At 60.7% G+C, this 16,695-nt stretch carries 17 protein-coding genes and 1 pseudogene; 2 read left to right on the plus strand and 16 right to left on the minus strand.

Annotated elements, in window-relative coordinates:
* Nucleotides 1-6: 6 nt before the first annotated feature.
* Nucleotides 7-423 (plus strand): hypothetical protein, encoded by a 417-nt coding sequence (locus AC1Q6I_RS08205; protein WP_102623826.1) that lies wholly within the window; start codon nucleotides 7-9, stop codon nucleotides 421-423.
* A gap of 247 nt (nucleotides 424-670) precedes the next feature.
* On the opposite strand, the gene AC1Q6I_RS08210 is transcribed toward AC1Q6I_RS08205, so the two are convergent.
* A complete protein-coding gene (locus tag AC1Q6I_RS08210) occupies nucleotides 671-1,564 on the minus strand; it encodes a LysR family transcriptional regulator (RefSeq protein ID WP_102624880.1) in 894 nt (297 codons plus the stop codon).
* A 172-nt stretch (nucleotides 1,565-1,736) separates the two neighbouring features.
* Between AC1Q6I_RS08210 and AC1Q6I_RS08215 the strand changes: the two genes are divergently transcribed.
* On the plus strand, nucleotides 1,737-2,957 hold the full coding sequence (locus AC1Q6I_RS08215; RefSeq protein WP_411741563.1) for an MFS transporter: 1,221 nt from the start codon (nucleotides 1,737-1,739) through the stop codon (nucleotides 2,955-2,957).
* Between the two features lie 32 nt (nucleotides 2,958-2,989).
* Here the strand turns inward: AC1Q6I_RS08215 and AC1Q6I_RS08220 are convergent.
* The 15 genes and pseudogenes from AC1Q6I_RS08220 to hemE all read right to left on the minus strand — a co-directional run.
* A pseudogene (locus AC1Q6I_RS08220) lies at nucleotides 2,990-3,478 on the minus strand (cytochrome b/b6 domain-containing protein); the annotation flags it as partial.
* Between the two features lie 192 nt (nucleotides 3,479-3,670).
* Nucleotides 3,671-4,102, minus strand: coding sequence for a type II secretion system protein M (locus tag AC1Q6I_RS08225; RefSeq protein ID WP_102624881.1), 432 nt, complete (start codon nucleotides 4,100-4,102; stop codon nucleotides 3,671-3,673).
* Entirely contained in the window at nucleotides 4,099-5,199 is a 1,101-nt protein-coding gene (gene gspL, locus AC1Q6I_RS08230; protein WP_102624882.1) for a type II secretion system protein GspL, read from the minus strand. Before gspL ends, AC1Q6I_RS08225 begins: the two co-directional genes overlap by 4 nt.
* 2 nt (nucleotides 5,200-5,201) lie before the next feature.
* The gene (locus AC1Q6I_RS08235) at nucleotides 5,202-6,056 is read right to left on the minus strand and encodes a type II secretion system minor pseudopilin (RefSeq protein WP_024072980.1); all 855 of its coding nucleotides are present in this window, start codon (nucleotides 6,054-6,056) and stop codon (nucleotides 5,202-5,204) included.
* The gene (locus tag AC1Q6I_RS08240) at nucleotides 6,053-6,601 is read right to left on the minus strand and encodes a type II secretion system protein GspJ (RefSeq protein ID WP_024072979.1); all 549 of its coding nucleotides are present in this window, start codon (nucleotides 6,599-6,601) and stop codon (nucleotides 6,053-6,055) included. The genes AC1Q6I_RS08235 and AC1Q6I_RS08240 overlap by 4 nt, the downstream gene beginning before the upstream one ends.
* Entirely contained in the window at nucleotides 6,594-6,995 is a 402-nt protein-coding gene (gene gspI, locus AC1Q6I_RS08245) for a type II secretion system minor pseudopilin GspI (protein ID WP_024072978.1), read from the minus strand. The genes AC1Q6I_RS08240 and gspI overlap by 8 nt, the downstream gene beginning before the upstream one ends.
* Nucleotides 6,985-7,446, minus strand: a complete 462-nt coding sequence (gene gspH / locus AC1Q6I_RS08250) for a type II secretion system minor pseudopilin GspH (RefSeq protein ID WP_024072977.1) — start codon at nucleotides 7,444-7,446, stop codon at nucleotides 6,985-6,987. Before gspH ends, gspI begins: the two co-directional genes overlap by 11 nt.
* Before the next feature lie 4 nt (nucleotides 7,447-7,450).
* Nucleotides 7,451-7,894 (minus strand): type II secretion system major pseudopilin GspG, encoded by a 444-nt coding sequence (gene gspG, locus AC1Q6I_RS08255; protein ID WP_024072976.1) that lies wholly within the window; start codon nucleotides 7,892-7,894, stop codon nucleotides 7,451-7,453.
* Nucleotides 7,895-9,100: a type II secretion system inner membrane protein GspF gene (gene gspF / locus AC1Q6I_RS08260; RefSeq protein WP_102624883.1), complete on the minus strand. Its 1,206-nt coding sequence runs from the start codon at nucleotides 9,098-9,100 to the stop codon at nucleotides 7,895-7,897.
* Nucleotides 9,101-9,102: 2 nt separating this feature from the next.
* On the minus strand, nucleotides 9,103-10,551 hold the full coding sequence (gene gspE / locus AC1Q6I_RS08265; RefSeq protein WP_102624884.1) for a type II secretion system ATPase GspE: 1,449 nt from the start codon (nucleotides 10,549-10,551) through the stop codon (nucleotides 9,103-9,105).
* Complete coding sequence (gene gspD, locus AC1Q6I_RS08270) at nucleotides 10,548-12,449, minus strand: type II secretion system secretin GspD (RefSeq protein WP_102624885.1); 1,902 nt, start codon at nucleotides 12,447-12,449, stop codon at nucleotides 10,548-10,550. The genes gspE and gspD overlap by 4 nt, the downstream gene beginning before the upstream one ends.
* Nucleotides 12,450-12,453: 4 nt before the next feature.
* A complete protein-coding gene (locus AC1Q6I_RS08275) occupies nucleotides 12,454-12,927 on the minus strand; it encodes a type II secretion system protein N (RefSeq protein ID WP_256581035.1) in 474 nt (157 codons plus the stop codon).
* A gap of 40 nt (nucleotides 12,928-12,967) precedes the next feature.
* Complete coding sequence (locus AC1Q6I_RS08280; RefSeq protein ID WP_069075055.1) at nucleotides 12,968-13,492, minus strand: cytochrome b; 525 nt, start codon at nucleotides 13,490-13,492, stop codon at nucleotides 12,968-12,970.
* A gap of 103 nt (nucleotides 13,493-13,595) precedes the next feature.
* Entirely contained in the window at nucleotides 13,596-15,056 is a 1,461-nt protein-coding gene (gene gbpA, locus AC1Q6I_RS08285) for an N-acetylglucosamine-binding protein GbpA (protein ID WP_102624886.1), read from the minus strand.
* A 312-nt stretch (nucleotides 15,057-15,368) separates the two neighbouring features.
* Nucleotides 15,369-16,436, minus strand: coding sequence for a uroporphyrinogen decarboxylase (hemE, locus tag AC1Q6I_RS08290; RefSeq protein ID WP_069075057.1), 1,068 nt, complete (start codon nucleotides 16,434-16,436; stop codon nucleotides 15,369-15,371).
* Between the last annotated feature and the right edge of the window lie 259 nt (nucleotides 16,437-16,695).

Raw genomic sequence — 16,695 nt, forward strand, 5'->3', positions numbered from 1 at the left:
AACGGAATGTCTTCTTTGCTACGCGCGACCCTGATCACCCTGGCCCTGCTGACCACGGCCGCTTGCACCAGCAAACCGGTGCTCAACACCCAGCACGACCTGCCGGCGAATGCCCAGGTCAGCGAAGAAAAAATCAAGCAGGTGATCGTTACCGCCCTGCAAAAACGCGAATGGAGCGTACAACGCTTGAGCCCGCAACTGGTACAGGCGGAGATCACCGTGCGTAACCAGTTCTATGCCGCCATCGACATCCGCTACACCCGCAACAGCTACGCCATCACCTACCGCGACAGCCGCGACCTGGGCTACAAGGACGGCAAGATCCACCGCAACTACAACCGTTGGGTGAGCATGCTGGACCGCGATATCCTGGCGGGGTTGCGGGTGTATGGCGTAAATGAAGCGAATACGACCGGACAGTAGTTAAGAGATAGAACGGGCAACAGTAACCTGTGGCGAGCGGGCTTACTGTGGCGAGCGGGCTTGTTGTGGCGAGCGGGCTTGCCCCGCGTTGGGGCGCGAAGCGGCCCCATTACAGGCGATGTGTTTTTAACTGACACACCGCAGTGCCTGGTTTTGGGGCTGCTGCGCAGCCCAACGCGGGGCAAGCCCGCTCGCCACAACAAGCCCGCTCGCCACAGTTACAGTGTTCCTCCTGAACTGACTGGCATCAGGGCAAGCCGCTCGCCACCAACAACTCCACAAACGCCTTCGCCATCGGTGTTTGCGCGCCCTTGCGCTGCACCAGCCACACCGCTGTCACCGCTTCCTGATCAAGCAAGGTGCGATAGACCACGCCATCGATACGTATGCGCTGGTACGACGCCGGTAGCACCGACACCCCCAGCCCCGCCGCCACCAAGCCGATGATGGTCATCGCCTCCCCCGCCTCCTGGGCGAAGTGCGGGCTGAAACCGGCGTCGCGGGCCAGGTTGAGCAGTTGCGCATACAGACCGCTGCCGTAGGTGCGCGGGAAAAACACAAACGGTTCCTGCGCCAGTTGCGCCAGGTGCAGGCCGCGCTCGCTGCCGTCCACCAATGGGTGCCCGGCGTTGAGTACCGCGACCAGGGGCTCACGCATCAGCTCGATGACACTCAACGAATCGGGCAAAGGCAGCGGTCGCATCAAACCCACCTGGATCGACTCGTCCACCAGCGACTCCGCCACCTCGGTGCTACTCATTTCCTGCAGATTCAAGTGCACGGCCGGGAATGCCTGGCGAAAGGCAAAGATGGCCTGGGGGATGCTGGAGTTGAAGGGGGCCGACGAGGTAAAGCCGATCTTCAACTCCCCCAGCTCACCCAACTGCGCCCGTCGCGCCACATCCGCCGCCTTGTCGACCTGGGCCAGCACCAACCGCGCCTCGTGCAGGAACAGGCGCCCCGCCTCACTCAGTTCGACCCGACGATTGGTCCGCTCAAACAACCGCGCCCCCACCTCCTGCTCCAGCGCCTGGATCTGCTGGCTCAGCGGCGGCTGCGAGATGCCCAGCGCCTGCGCCGCACGGCCAAAATGCAGTTCCTCGGCGACGGCGATGAAGTACCGCAAGTGACGTAATTCCATGCAAACCTCATTAGGTCGTAAAAGCTATCAAACAGGTCGAATAATATATTGGAAAGAATCATTAGGCAGCTATATGCTTTTTTGCATTGCCGGTCCTGGCAAGCTCTTGCTCCCCGAGGTCCCCGTGAAATCTGCTGTCGCTCCACTCCCTCAAGAAGCCCCGCCGACCGCCCTGGATGAGGTCGTAGCCCAGCTCAACGATGCGTACATCGAAAAAGGCACACCGATGTTCATGCGCACGGTGCTGGCGCTGTTCTCCGGCGGCTTCGCCACCTTTGCCCTGTTGTATTGCGTGCAGCCCATGATGCCGGCGCTGTCCCAGGAATTTTCCATCAACGCAGCCCAGAGCAGCCTGATCCTGTCGGTGTCCACCGCCATGTTGGCCCTGGGCCTGCTGATTACCGGGCCGATCTCCGACACCCTGGGGCGCAAGCCGGTGATGGTCGCGGCGTTGTTCTGCGCAGCCCTGGCCACCATCGCCAGCGGCTTGATGCCGACCTGGCAAGGGATCCTGTTGATGCGCGCGCTGGTGGGGCTGTCCTTGAGCGGCCTGGCCGCCGTGGCCATGACTTACCTGAGTGAAGAGATCCACCCCCAACACATCGGCCTGGCCATGGGCCTGTATATCGGCGGCAACGCGATTGGCGGCATGAGCGGGCGCCTGATCATCGGCGTGCTGATCGACTTCGTCAGCTGGCACACCGCAATGCTGATCATCGGCGGCCTGGCCCTGATCGCCGCGACCGTGTTCTGGAAGATCCTCCCCGAATCGCGCAACTTCCGCGCCAGCAGCCTCAAGCCGCGCAGCCTGGTGAACGGCTTTGTCATGCACTTCAAGGACGCGGGCCTGCCGTGGTTATTCCTTGAAGCCTTCCTGCTGATGGGTGCATTCGTGACGATGTTCAACTACATCGGCTACCGCCTGCTGGCCGACCCGTATGACCTGAGCCAGGCCGTGGTCGGCCTGCTGTCGCTGGTGTACCTGTCGGGCATCTACAGCTCGGCCAAGATCGGCTCCCTGGCCGACCGCCTCGGCCGCCGCCGTGTGCTGTGGGGCACCATTGTACTGATGCTCGCCGGCATGGCCCTGACCCTGTTCACCCCACTCTGGCTGGTGGTGCCCGGCATGCTGATCTTCACCTTCGGCTTCTTCGGCGCCCACTCGGTGGCCAGCAGCTGGATCGGGCGCCGCGCGGTGAAGGCCAAGGGGCAGGCGTCGTCGTTGTACCTGTTCTGCTACTACGTAGGGTCGAGTATCGCCGGTACGGCGGGCGGGTTCTTTTGGCACTTTGCCGGGTGGAACGGCATCGGTGCCTTCATCGTGGCGCTGTTGGTCGGCGCGCTGCTGGTGGCGTTGAAGCTGGCGAAGCTGCCGCCACTGGCCTCGGCTTGAGGGGCCGCCACCTTGAACGACATTCGCGCCAGCACCCGCTTACCCCGGCGCTCGTGCATGACTACGGCGCCGATATGCAGGACCAGCATCAGCAACAACCCTACGCAGGACAGCACATGCGTACGGGTATACAAGGCGATGCGGGCCGGATCGCTCTCAAACGGGCCGAAGGAGACCAAGTTAAAAACATTGATCGGACGATCCATCATCAGCACGCCCGTCGCCAACACCAAGGCAAGCACCAGGTACATGGCTTTGTGGACCAGCAACGCCATGTATTCCTGCGGTGTTCGCTTGATGGAAAAGTCCAGGCCGTGGGCAAAGGAACAATAGACCCGCAAGACAAACACCGGGATATAGAGGGTGGTCAACGATACATTGAAGAACGCCACCCACGCCTTGACCGACGCAGGCACGCTGAATACGGCCACAAAAAAGCCTGAGAGTAACGCCCACACAATAATGACAGCCGAAACCCAATGCAGCAGTTTCTGGCTCGTTGAATACGCTGAAGTGTTCATCCTGATATCACCTGACAATGAACGCCATGCACTGGCGAGAGGAAGAGTCGGGTAGGATTTTTACCGAGGCGAGTTACCGAAGGCTGTAGGAGAAATCCCAAGGCGCCCAAACTACCAAGGCAGGACTTAACGAACGCTGAAGCGCAGCAAATCCCCCGCAGCCTGGGCGAAGCTGCCGCCGTTGGCCCATGCTTAAAGCACCAAGCGTGCCTCCAGGTGGCTGCCGCGCTTTTCCAGCGTCAGCGTCTGGAAAGCGCCCGCATCGCGCTCCAGTTCCGCAAGCCATTTGAGCAAAGCGTGTGCATCGCCGCTGAGGGTCAGGCGCAACTGCTCGTTTTGCACCTCGATCTGCTGCACCTTCAGCCCCGCCGCCTCGGCACTGTCGTTGATGGTCGAGGCTAGCGGTTGCCCTGCCACCGGCAAGGCGCGTTGGGGTTGAGTGCTGTTGACCTGCTGCGCCAACGCCAGTTGCTGCTGGTAATGGCGATCGACGCTGGTCACACGTTGTCGGCTGGGCTGCCACAGCATTTGGAAGGCCAGCACACCGATCACGAATACCGTCAGTCCTTTCAACAAAAACCGATCACGTGGCGACAGCGCTTTCCAGGTCTGGAGCCCCTTCATGATGGGTCCTCCAGCATCAGCACGGCATGCACTCGATGACCTTCCTTGCTGGCGTGACCGATACGCACTGGCATACCGCTGCGCTGCCCCTGCTCCCGCAACCGCTCCAATGCGGTGAAACCGTTGGCGGCCAATTGGATCGTCCACCCTTCACCACGGCGAAACTCCATGCGCTGTACCTCCACATCGGCACCACCGATCACCTGCTCGCTGAGGCTGACCAATCGTGTCAGCGGCGTCGCGAGCTGGTTTGCATTTTGCCCCTGTAGCGCCTTGAGCTGCGCGGCCAGATCGACAATGCGAGTCTGCTCGGGATACATCGCCTGGAAGCGCTCCACACTCTGCGCATACTGCCGATGGGCTTGCCCTTCGACGTACTGGCTACGTAGCTGCATAAACCCCACCTCAAGCAGGAATAACACCGCGGTGGCCAGGACCAGCGTTGACCAGGGCCAGCGTTGCCGGACACGGCCCAATTCCCCATGCAGCAGGTTGATCGGTTGACCTTGAGCCCCCCATAACGCCTGTTCGACCTGTGCCCTGCTCGCCTCTTCATCCAGCCACTGCAACGGCTCGCTCAACACCCCTTCAAGCGTCTTGAGGGCCACTGCGGACATGGCCAGGGGCGCGGGACAGCGGACAACCCGGCGACCGTACCAGTGGACTGCAACGGCGCAGTCGCCAGGCAGCATATCGGCATCGACATGCACGGCACGCACCTCAATGGCCAGCGTCGCCAGCAGGTGCAACAACGCCTTGAAACGCGCCTTGTGCGTTACCAGCACGGGGTAGCAGCCCGCCCCGTCACGAGGTCCGACACACACATGCAAGGCTTCAAGGTCCTCGCCCACCTGTTCTTCAATGGCGAAGGCGATGGCCTGGGCGCTGGGTCGTCGCTTTGAAGGCCACACGTCGGTGCGCAAACCGCTGCACATCTCCATTGGCAGCAGCAGGTGCACCGGCTGCCCTGCCAGGTAAACCGCCGCTTCATCCAGGGTCATCTGCCGATTGTCCCCTGCTGCGCGCCAGACACAACACGGCCATTGCTTCGAGGGTGAGGTCAAGCCTTCGGCACTCAAATGAAGCCAGGTTTTCATCATCAGATCTCGTTCAGATTCGCAGGGAGGAAGCGTCGCTGCACCACACGCCAACGCCCGGATTTAAGCTCGCGCTCGACGTCGCTGGCCATACGCAGTCGGCTGCTGCCGAAGCTCACGTCGATGTTGATGCGAAACCAGCGGCTGCTGACGCCCAGCCCATGGCTGGTCACCCCCTGCCCGGCGATCAACGGATCATGGGTAAATGCCGCCACCCGCGCATAACCGCCGACGGGTCGCTGGCGGACCAGGGCTGCAGCAGTCGACAGCGAGACCCCATCGAGTATTGCCAGCATCTGTGGCGCAGCCGTGTTGATATTCAAGCCGGCATCCCTGGGCAACAGCGCGACCCAGGGTTCCAGTTGTCGCAAGATCGCGCCGTCCACACCTGGGAGCTCACGCAGTTGGCTCAGTTCCTGACGTTGCAAAACCTGGCCGGCGGCCCGCAAGTCCAATGGCTGCAACCCCAGGCTGGCGAGCAGGTTTGACCAACGCTGGCGCGCGACTTCATCGACTTGCCCGGTGCCGAGCAACGCGTTGACGTTGAAGCGTGCAGACAGGTCTTCGATTTCCAGCGCGACCTGCGCGCCTGGCGTCTCAAAAGGCCAGGTGACCCGAGCCCACGCCTGACCCAGGTGCACCACTGACTGTTCGGCGTCATCCGTGCGCGCCAATGCCGCCATCGCCCAGGCTTCGACCGAAAACCCCAACTGACGCAATTGCACCTGATGCACCTGGCGCGCGCTGCTCTGCACCATCAGTTGATGACTGCGCAACATGCCGGCCGTCAGCAACAACGCCAGGCTCATGACCAATAAGACACTGAGCAGCGCGACACCTTGCTGGCGAGTTTTCATGGGTGTCCCTGGGGCAATGGCAAGACGCGTCGCACCTGTTCGAAGCGCCCAGCCGACAGCACCATTTCAAGCGCCTGCGGGGGCGTCGCCGCCGCGCCTTTGCCCACTGGCCAGACGTGGCTCCAACCCACATCGCGGTCAAACAGGCGCCAGTTCAACATGCGCACATCGTCGAGCAATCGTTGCCGCTCGACGGTTGATGACTCCAGGCCGCGGCTTTCGCGCCATAGCATTTGGTTGTCCAGCCGATAAATCACCTGCTGGCGCTCACTGCGCGGCAAGTCTTGCGGATTGCGCCAGTTGCCGCGCTGCAATTGCAACGTGGTGGGCCCCAGGACAATGACGGCCGACGCCAATTGCAGCACGTCACGCTCAATCACCCCGACCGCTCGTTGCAGGCGCCGCAGATCCTGTTCATGGCTGGTCGTTGCCTGCTGCGCGCGCACCACGGTGTCGAACAAGCGCCCACTGGCGAGCCCCAGCAAGGCGAAGATGGCCAGCGCAATAACCAGCTCCAACAACGTGAAGCCAGACTGCTTATTCATGCCCAGCGGGTATCCAACCCCGGGTGCGGTAGACCGGCTGATCGTCGTCGGCCGGGCTGACATCGATATCGACCCTCAGCAGGCGCGGGTCCGTTTCGGGGGTGATGGTTTGGTCCACCTTCCAGTCGCGCCCATCGAAGCGTCGTAACAGTTGCTGGTGCCCCGGCGACGCCGTTTGCAAACGCAGCTCGCTCAATTGGTTGTCCGCTACCCAGGCGCACTGCACCTGCTGTTGCAAGCGAGCATTCTGGCGCAATGAATAGTGCCCGGCGGCAATCACCGCTCCCGCCAGGGCGGCAAAAACCGCCAATGCAATCATCACTTCCAACAGGGTGAAACCACGGGTGTTCGCCGGACGCTGTCGACGTCGACGTCGACGGTGATTAGCTTTCAACGGACAGCTCTCCAATCCCATCGCTGACAATGTGCGCCAGCACCTGTTCTTCGGCGACGAAGGACAACACAAACGCACTGATTTCATCGCTGCTGAGCATCAGCAATTGCGGGGCCAGGCTATCGAGACTCAGACGCTGCCCCTCCTGTTCAAGGTGCATTTGCACACCTTGTCCCAACCGATGAACCGCGCCCGCCGGCTGCCACCCCGGAGGTTCAAGGCGCCACACCTGGTACTCGGTACGCCGCACGCGCACACCGTATTCACGCCCTTCAATCACCGCCTGCTCGCGCAATTGCTGGATCAGTTGCAACACCTGGCCGGCCTCCTGTCGGGCCTGACGCGCCGGCGTATTACCCGCTGCCAGGCCAGCCACACCGAGCACGATGCCGACTAATGCGATCACCACCATCAGCTCCAGCAGGGTAAAACCGCGGCTACGCCTGGGCACTCGGTCAACCCTCCCAGTTACCTATATCGGCCGCTGAACCTTCGCCACCGGGGGCACCATCGGCCCCGAGGGAATAGAGGTCATAGCCACCGTTAGCGGAGCGCACGCCAGGGTTCAGATACTGGTAAGGCGTCCCCCACGGATCCACCGGCTGGCTTTTCAGGTAGCCCTGGGCGTTCCAGTTCCTGACGGCCGGTGTGCCGGTCGGACGCTTGCTCAGGGCCTCCAGCCCTTGCAGGGTCGAGGGGTAAACAGCGTTGTCGAGACGGTACATTTCCAGGCTGGTCGCGATCGCCTGAATATCGGTCTTGGCGGCGGTGACCTTGGCCTGGTCGGGTCGGCTCATGAACTGCGGCACCACGATGGCCCCCAGCACGCCGATAATGACCACCACCACCATAATCTCGATCAGGGTAAACCCGCGTTGTTGCTTGAGTATTTTCACCATTCAGTTCACCAATTGGTTAAGGCTGAGAATCGGCAACAGAATGGCCATGACGATCAGCAGCACGACCCCGCCCATCACCACCAGCATCGCCGGTTCAAACAAACTCACCACCAGCGCGATGCGGGCAGCGAGATTTTTTTCCTGTTGCTCGGCCGCGCGCGCCAGCATCGCGTCGAGTTCACCGGCACGTTCGCCACTGGCAATCATGTGCAACATCAACGGTGGTATATCGCCCCCGGCCTCGAGGCCACGGGTCAGGGTGCCGCCCTCACGGACCGAGCGGGCTACATCGCTCATGCGCGCACGGATGGTCACGTTGCCAATCACGGCGGCGGCAATTTCCAGCGCATCGACCAGGGGGACGGCACTTTTGCCGAGTATCGCCAGGGTGCTGGCGAACCGCGCGGCTTCCACGGCTCGAAAGACACTGCCCAGCAAAGGCAGGTGCAGCGCCAGACAATGCCAGCGCCAGCGTCCGCGTGGCTGGCGCAGGCTCCAGCGCAGCGCCATTGCGATGCTCGCCAATACCCCCAACAGCACCAGGCCATAGGTACGCAGACCATTGCTCACGACGATCATGGCTTGGGTGAGCCAGGGCAGCGGCTGGCCACTGTCGACAAAAATGTTCACCACATCGGGCACCACATAGCCGAGCAGAAAGCCAACGATGGCCATGCAGGCGAACATCAGCAGTGCCGGGTACACCAGCGCCAGCTGGATCTTCTGCCGGGACGCCTGGCGCGCCTCGGTGTAGGTTGCCAATTGCTCCAGCACATGGCCCAGGTGACCCGAGCGTTCGCCTGCGGCAACCGTGGCGCGAAACACATCGGGAAACGCCCGAGGAAACGCACCGAGAGCGGCCGCCAGCGAGTGCCCTTCCATGACCCGCTCACGAATCTGCGCCAGCAAGTTGCTGACCCGCCGCTTCTGGCTTTGCTGGGCAACGGCTTGCAACGCCAGCTCCAATGGCAAACCGGCCTGGACCAGAGTCGACAGTTGTAAGGTCAGCAAAGCCAGATCACCCGCACTCAGCCTTGCCACACCCACCGGCCCCCTGCCACCGTGTGCGCTAGCAACCTGCACCTGGCTCGGCAACAGCCCCCGTTCGCGCAGCAACTGTCGGGCATGACGTGGGCTGTCAGCCTCCTGCCGGCCCTTGCACGGACGTCCCTCGCGGTCCTGGGCCCGGTAGTCATAAGTGGGCACAGCTAGTCCTCCTGGGTAACCCGCAACAGCTCATCCATGCTGGTGAGCCCTTCGAGCACCCGACGGCGCCCATCCTCGAACAGGCTGGGCGAGGCACGCCGCGCTTCAGCCAGCAGTTGCTGTTCACTGGCGCCCTGATGAATCAGCGCGCAGAGCGTGGGCGTGAGGCTGACCAATTCGTAGATACCGATCCGCCCGCGATAACCTTGGCGACACTGTTCGCAACCGGTGGCCTTGAACACCCGAGGCACTTGGTCGAGGTCTAACCCCAACCGCCGGCATACGTCGGCGTCCGCCGCTGCGGGGGCCTTGCAGGCGGGGCAAAGCTTGCGCACCAAACGCTGCGCCAGCACGCCCACCAACGACGATGCGAGCAGATAGGCATCGACCCCCATGTCCACCAACCGGGTAACGGCACCGATGGCACTGTTGGTGTGCAGTGTCGACAACACCAAATGCCCGGTGAGTGACGCCTGAACGGCGATCTCGGCGGTTTCACTGTCACGAATCTCGCCGACCATCACCACGTCCGGGTCCTGGCGAAGGATCGCGCGCAGCCCACGGGCAAATGTCATCTCGACCTTGGGGTTGACCGGTGTCTGGCCGATGCCCGGCAGGTGATATTCGATCGGGTCTTCGACCGTGAGAATATTGCGGGTCTGGTCATTGAGGTGGGTCAGCGCCGCATACAAACTGGTGGTCTTGCCGGAGCCGGTGGGGCCGGTCACCAGTAAAATGCCATGGGGCCTGCCCAGTAATTGCAGCAGGCCGTCCAGGGTTTTTTCAGCCATGCCCAATCGCACCAATTGCAGGCGCCCGGCATGCTTGTCGAGCAGGCGCAACACGACCCGCTCGCCATGGGCCGAGGGCAGCGTGGAGACCCGTACGTCCACTTCGTGGCCCGCCAGGCGCAACGCCATGCGGCCATCCTGGGGGACGCGTTTTTCAGCGATGTCCAGCTGCGCCATGACCTTGATTCGCGACACCAGCAGCGTTGCCAGCTCACGCCGTGGCCGCAGCATTTCGCGCAGTTGACCATCCACCCGCATGCGAACGGTCAGTGTGTGTTCGAAGGTTTCAAGGTGCACATCCGAGGCCTTTTCCCGCACCGCTTCACTGAGCAGTGCGTTGATCAGACGTATGATCGGCGCATCGCCTTGCTGCTCCAACAGGTCGGCGGTCTGCGGCACCTGGTCCACCAGGCTGAGCAGATCCAACTCATCATCCAAGCCTTGGGCAACCTGTTCGGCGGCGCTTTGGCCTTCGCTGTAGACCACCGCCAGGCGTGTGGCGAAGTCCTCGACTGTCAGCATCCGCAGCGGCAGCTCGTGATCGGTCAGGCGCCGCGCTTCGGCAATGGCGCTCAACGACGTATCACAGCGAACGATCAGGTGCCCATCGTCGAGCAGTACACCAAAACGTCGGGCGAAACCGAACGGCAGGGGTTTCATGGAACCTCCCGCGCAGGCTGACCCAGGTCGAACAGCTGCGACGCACTATCGGGCAGTTGCAGCGAGTGCTCCGGGCGGGCGTTCGGCAGGCTGTGCTGGCGCAGGTCCTGGTAACGCTGCCGGCTGATCCCGGAGAGATCCTGACCGCTACGCACAATGGTCGGGCGCAGGAACACCATCAGGTTGCTCTTGGTCTGGGTGTCGCGGCTCCAGCGAAAAAGCGCCCCAAGGTAGGGAATATCACGCAACAGTGGCACGCCGCTTTTCTGGGTGCGCACGCTGTCTTTGATCAGGCCGCCGATCACGATGATCTCGCCATCGTCGGCCAGGATCGTACTTTTCAATGCACGCTTATTGGTGATCAGGTCCGACGAGTCGACACCGGACACCGCCGGCGCAATGTCGGAGACCTCCTGTTCGACCTCCAGCCGCAGGGTCGAACCTTCGTTGATATAGGGCTTGATCTTGAGGCTGATCCCGACGTCCTTGCGCTCCACCGTGGTGAACGGGTTATCCGCGCCACTGCCGTTGGTAGCGTAGGAGCCAGTCTTGAACGGCACGTTCTGACCCACAATGATTTCGGCTTCCTGGTTGTCCAGCGTCAGCAGGCTTGGCGTCGATAGCAGGTTGCTGCGCGAGTTGCCGGCCAGGGCGGACACCAATGCACCGAAACGATCACCGCCCAGCTTAAGCACGCCGCCCTCCGGGGCAACCGTGTTTTCATCGAACTTAAGGGCACCGAGGATCGGAATGCCTGTGCCGGGGAAGTTGATAAGCCCCTTGGCATCACTGCTGTTCAGCGCCCATTGCACACCCAGGGCCTCGCTGATATCACCGGTGACCTCAACGATGGCGGCATGAATCAGTACTTGAGCCCGCGGCCGATCCAACTCACGCACAATGCCTTCGAGGGTCGCGAGCTGGGCCGTCTGCGCCACGATCACCAGGGCGTTCTGGCTTTCATCGGCCCGTACCATGAACGCTGCGGCAGCGGCCGTTTCTTTCAGGCCCGAGCTCGCCAGTGGCGTTTTCATGCTCTGGCCCATGGTGTCTAGCACTTCGGCCAATTGCTTGGCATCGCTGTAGCGCAGGCGTATGACGCGGGCATTGTCCAGCCGCGCAGGGGTGACCGTGTCCAGGCTACGGGCCAGTTGCACGAGGCGCTGACGAACCTGCGCCGTACCGACAATGACCAACCGGTTGCTGCGCGAGTCGGCCAAGACCTGAATGGCACCGTCGGCACTCTGCTTACCGAGGGACGCTTCCATCAACCGGGCGATATCCACCGCCACCCCATGGCGCAAGTCCACCAGCTCATAGGCATTTTTCGCTCCGGAATCCAGTTGCCTGACGACCTCGCCGATGCGACGGACGTTGCTCGCGGTGTCGGTAATCACCAAGGCATTGGCCGATACCGAAGGGCCGACATAGCCATTGGGCGAAATCAACGGTCGCACCAGCCCAGCCAGATCCGCCGCATTGCTGGCGCCTAACGCAATGACCTGAGTGACAAACTGCTGCGGGGGCGATGAGTGCGGGTCCGCCGTACCGGCCAGCGATTTAGCCTGGGCCACCGGTACGATGAGGATCTGGTCGCCTTGATCGATCACGCTGAAGTCATGGGCATCCAGCACGCTATAAAACAGCTGGCGCACGCCTTCACGGTTCAGGGCCTGCCTGGACATGACGGTGATGCGTCCTTGTACCTTGGGGTCGAGGATGACGGTGGTGTCGAGGATGGTCGACATTTCCTCAACAACATCACGCAACTCAGCGTTATTCATCGTCACCTGCCAACGCTGCTCAGCCGCCGACGACGGCCCAACGTGTAACAACGCGCCCAACACGAACGTGCCAAATACGCCGGTCAGAGCGCGCTGCCCGATGATGCGGTTCATGGGACTACTCACTCCTCGGTTGTTCGACCATGGGCCGTAGATGAAGGGCCGCCGTCGCTTTACGTTGCGCGTGGGCGGGCTGCAGAAAGCCCCCGCTCGCCGGATGGAGCCTGAGCAACTCCTCGCGCCCCTGACGCCACAACACCACCTGTGCAGGCTCGATGCGACGCAGCAGGCTACCTCCCGGCAAGCGCTCGCCGGCGCGGTAAAACCGCTCACTGTCGGGCCCGGCCAGCAAGGCACGTGACTCGCTGTCGCTGGCAACCACAGTGGCTCGTAATGTCAGTGGTTCAGCGCTGCTCAAGGCACCGCCCTGCGCGCTCAAGCCGAGCACCGACGCGACGGCCAGGGTATCGAGAGCGACGGTCGGCTGGGGCATGGCCGACGGAACAGGCAGCGCCTGCGCTGCCGGCATCCGCGCCTGACGAAACTGCCACTCCTGCCACGCCAACATCAGCCCATAACCCAAGGGCAGCATCAAGACGAGCACCCGCCAGCCAGCCGTCTTCATGGCGCGTTCACTGGCGGATCGTTTCTTGGGAAAAAGACATATTCTTCAGAACCGGGCGACCGCTCATCTCATGCTTGAAAACAGCTCCCACATGCAGGGCAACCAGCACCGCGAGCACCACACAGGCTTGAATATGGATCTGCGTGAACCACTCAATGGCCGTCGGATCAGTCAGCAGTTGTGCAATCAACAGGACGTTAAATATGTTGATCGGGCGGTCCATCATCAGGACTCCCGTCACGAGCACAATGCCCAACACCAGATAAATGGCTTTATGAACAACTAACGCCACATACTCGGCTGCGCAGCGCTTTCTGCCATACGCTAAAAAACCATGAAAAAAAGAAAAATAGACTCTGAGAATAAAGATTGGAATATATAGAGCAGTCAACGAAACGTTTATAAACCCCACCCAATTCTTGGTTTCCATCGCCACATCAATAAACGCGACATAAAAGCCTGAGAATAAGGTCCACAAAATAACCACGGCCGAAATCCAATGAAGCCAAATCTGGCCGACCGAATAGCGCATATACGTCGTCAATTGAAAATCCACATTCAGAAAAGAATAACTGCACGATAGAAATGCCCAGGCAGGCTCGAACGCGCCTGCCTGGGACTTCGTCAACGAACGATCAGAGCTGGTCCCAGGCGGTCTGCCAATGATGGCCTACACCCGGCTCAAAGCCATTGGCGGTTGGCAGGTACTGTTTGCAGTAGCCCGAACTCGGAAACGGCTTGCACTCATACACTTCGCCGGTTTGCGGATGCAACACGCGAGTGCCTGCTTCGTAACTGGCCAGACTTTCAGGGAACACGAAGTGATAGTCCTTCGCGCCCCCTTCACCCGTCAGGTTGACGGCCTGGGTATCCTGGCGAGTGGTACGACCATCTGTGGTGGTGCCCAGCAAGGTCATGTGGTGAAGCCCTGGCTCGCTGCGAACATCCATTTCAAGCCAGTTACTGGTGCCTTGCGCAAGCGCTTTGACGGTACCCACCGGCTTGTTGCTGGCATTGAACAGCGTCGCTTCGACATTCATATCGCGGTTGGCGATCATGGCGAAGCGAACCTTCGCGCGGCCCTTATCCAAAACGTACTCTTCGGCGAACGCCGACAGCGCCATGCGTGCCTCGGTATCTTCCTTGACGTCCATCGCCAGCTCATAACGAATCACGCCGCTGTCTTTCTGAGCGAACAGATTGTTCTTGCCTTTGACCGGCGCTATACCGCCCTGCTCATCGCGAATGCCCGCTTGAATCAGGGTCTGGGTCTGGTTGATCTTTTCAGCCAGTTTGAACGCCCAATTCTGCGGTTGGCCCTCTTCGGCGTTGTCTATCGAGATTTCGACGGTGTACGCCGCGCTTTCGCCCATGGCGGTGAAGGCACGAGCCTTGACCTTGTCGCCCACCAGCAACGTGGCGGATGGCGTGATGCTACCGACGGCGCTCCAACCGCCCGGTAATTCGGGTTCGGCCAGGATATCCACGTCGACGACGTTGTAGAACGCCGCATCGGTATCACCGACGGTCCAGATACCGAGGAGCACATGAGAGCCCGTCTTGTCTTGAGGGATCACACACGCATGTTTTTCGCCGCTGACCGGCAGTACATTGCCACCCTCCAGGACACAGAACGGCGTACCGTCAAACGATGCACGCTTGAGCGGCTCATTGGGGTTCCATCCGTTGCGGGTGATGAAGTACTCGTGCTTGGTGGCCGGGTGAGCCGCCGTGTACTTCCAGTCGAACGTGATATTTCGGTCTTTGATTTCAGTCTTGTGCCAGCGAGTGGCCGACTGCGCATCCATAGCCGAGAACAGGCCGATGCCACCACTGGCGATCTTACCGTCTACCGGCCCCTGCATCGGTTTACCGCCGACGCCAGCAGGAAACCCCTTGAAGGTTTCACCGACACTTTGAGGCTCGTACTGTGCACCACCACAGTCTTTATTCAGACCTTTCTGACATTGAAAGGCGCGTGACGGTGGATCATTCAAATAACCATGCGCCTGTGCACTTTGGGAGGGTAATAACAAGGCACTTAACAATGCCAACGACGAAACACCGCCCCAACGGGAAATATCTTTTTTAATCATACAATCCAGCCCTAACACACAACCCAATAAAAACCCATACTTTGCAATATGGAAGACGTTTTTCTACGGCTACTGCAAAACGAGCGAGATGGATTTTACGGGCGTTAAAAAAAATTAATGTAGGACAAGTTGAATTATCACGATTAAAAAAACAAGCTTCGACTAATGACCACCGCCCAAAAAGAATACTCCTACAAAAGCACTGAAGTATCCCTACGATAAAAAGTCGCAACAGGAAATTTCTTATTATTTACTTAAACGACAAGCATCACCCTCTTCGAGAAAGAGGGTGATGAAGTTCTGACGGGAGTATTACTGATGGTATTGCGCGGACAACTCGTGCACGGCTTGCAGGAACGCGCCGGCATGGTCCGGGTTCACTTCCGGGGTGATGCCATGGCCGAGGTTGAACACATGCCCGGTGCCTTTGCCGTAGCTGGCCAGGATGCGGCCGACTTCGCTGCGGATCGCTTCCGGCTTGGCGTAGAGCACGGTCGGGTCCATGTTGCCTTGCAGCGCGACCTTACCACCGACACGACGGCGGGCTTCGCCGATGTCGCAGGTCCAGTCCAGGCCCAGTGCATCGGCGCCGGCGTCGGCGATGCTTTCCAGCCACAGGCCGCCGCCCTTGGTGAACAGGATCACCGGCACTTTACGGCCTTCGTGTTCACGGATCAGGCCGCTGACGATCTTGCGCATGTAGGCCAGGGAAAACTCCTGGTACGCCGCCGCCGACAGGTTGCCACCCCAGGTATCGAAGATCTGTACCGCTTGGGCGCCGGCCATGATCTGGCCATTGAGGTAAGAAGTGACCGACTGCGCCAGCTTGTCCAGCAGCAGGTGCATGGCCTGCGGGTTGTCGTAGAGCATGGCCTTGGTCTTGCGGAAGTCTTTCGACGAGCCGCCTTCGACCATGTAGGTAGCCAGGGTCCAGGGGCTGCCGGAGAAGCCGATCAGCGGCACGCGGCCATTGAGCTCACGGCGGATGGTGCTGACGGCGTCCATCACATAGCCGAGGTCTTTATGGGGATCGGGAATCGGCAGGGCTTCGATATCGGCCAGGGTACTGATGACTTTCTTGAAACGCGGGCCTTCGCCGGTTTCAAAGTACAGGCCTTGGCCCATGGCGTCGGGGATGGTGAGGATATCGGAGAACAGGATGGCCGCGTCCAGTTGCGGGTAGCGGTCCAGCGGCTGCATCGTGACTTCGCAGGCGAACTCCGGGTTCATGCACAGGCTCATGAAGTCACCGGCGTGGGCGCGGCTGGCGCGGTATTCCGGCAGGTAGCGACCGGCTTGACGCATCATCCACACAGGGGTCACGTCTACAGGTTGCTTGAGCAGGGCACGAAGGAAACGGTCGTTCTTGAGGGCAGTCATGTCGGCATCCGCAAAAAAAGTGCGGGCATTTTCTCAGAGCGCGACGCAAAAGGCACGGGATGAGGCGTGCCTTTTATCTATCGGGTTGATTTACGACAATCTCTTGAACTTGCGCAAATCAAATGTGGGAGGGGGCTTGCCCCGATTGCAGTGTGTCAGTCTCAGTATCTGTAACTGAACCATGAAGTGCGCCCCAGAAGTTGGACACCCATCCAATTTCTGGGGCGTTTTCATGAGCAAGTACACCACGCAGTTCAAG

It is taken from the genome of Pseudomonas sp. MPR-R2A5 (assembly GCF_058793055.1).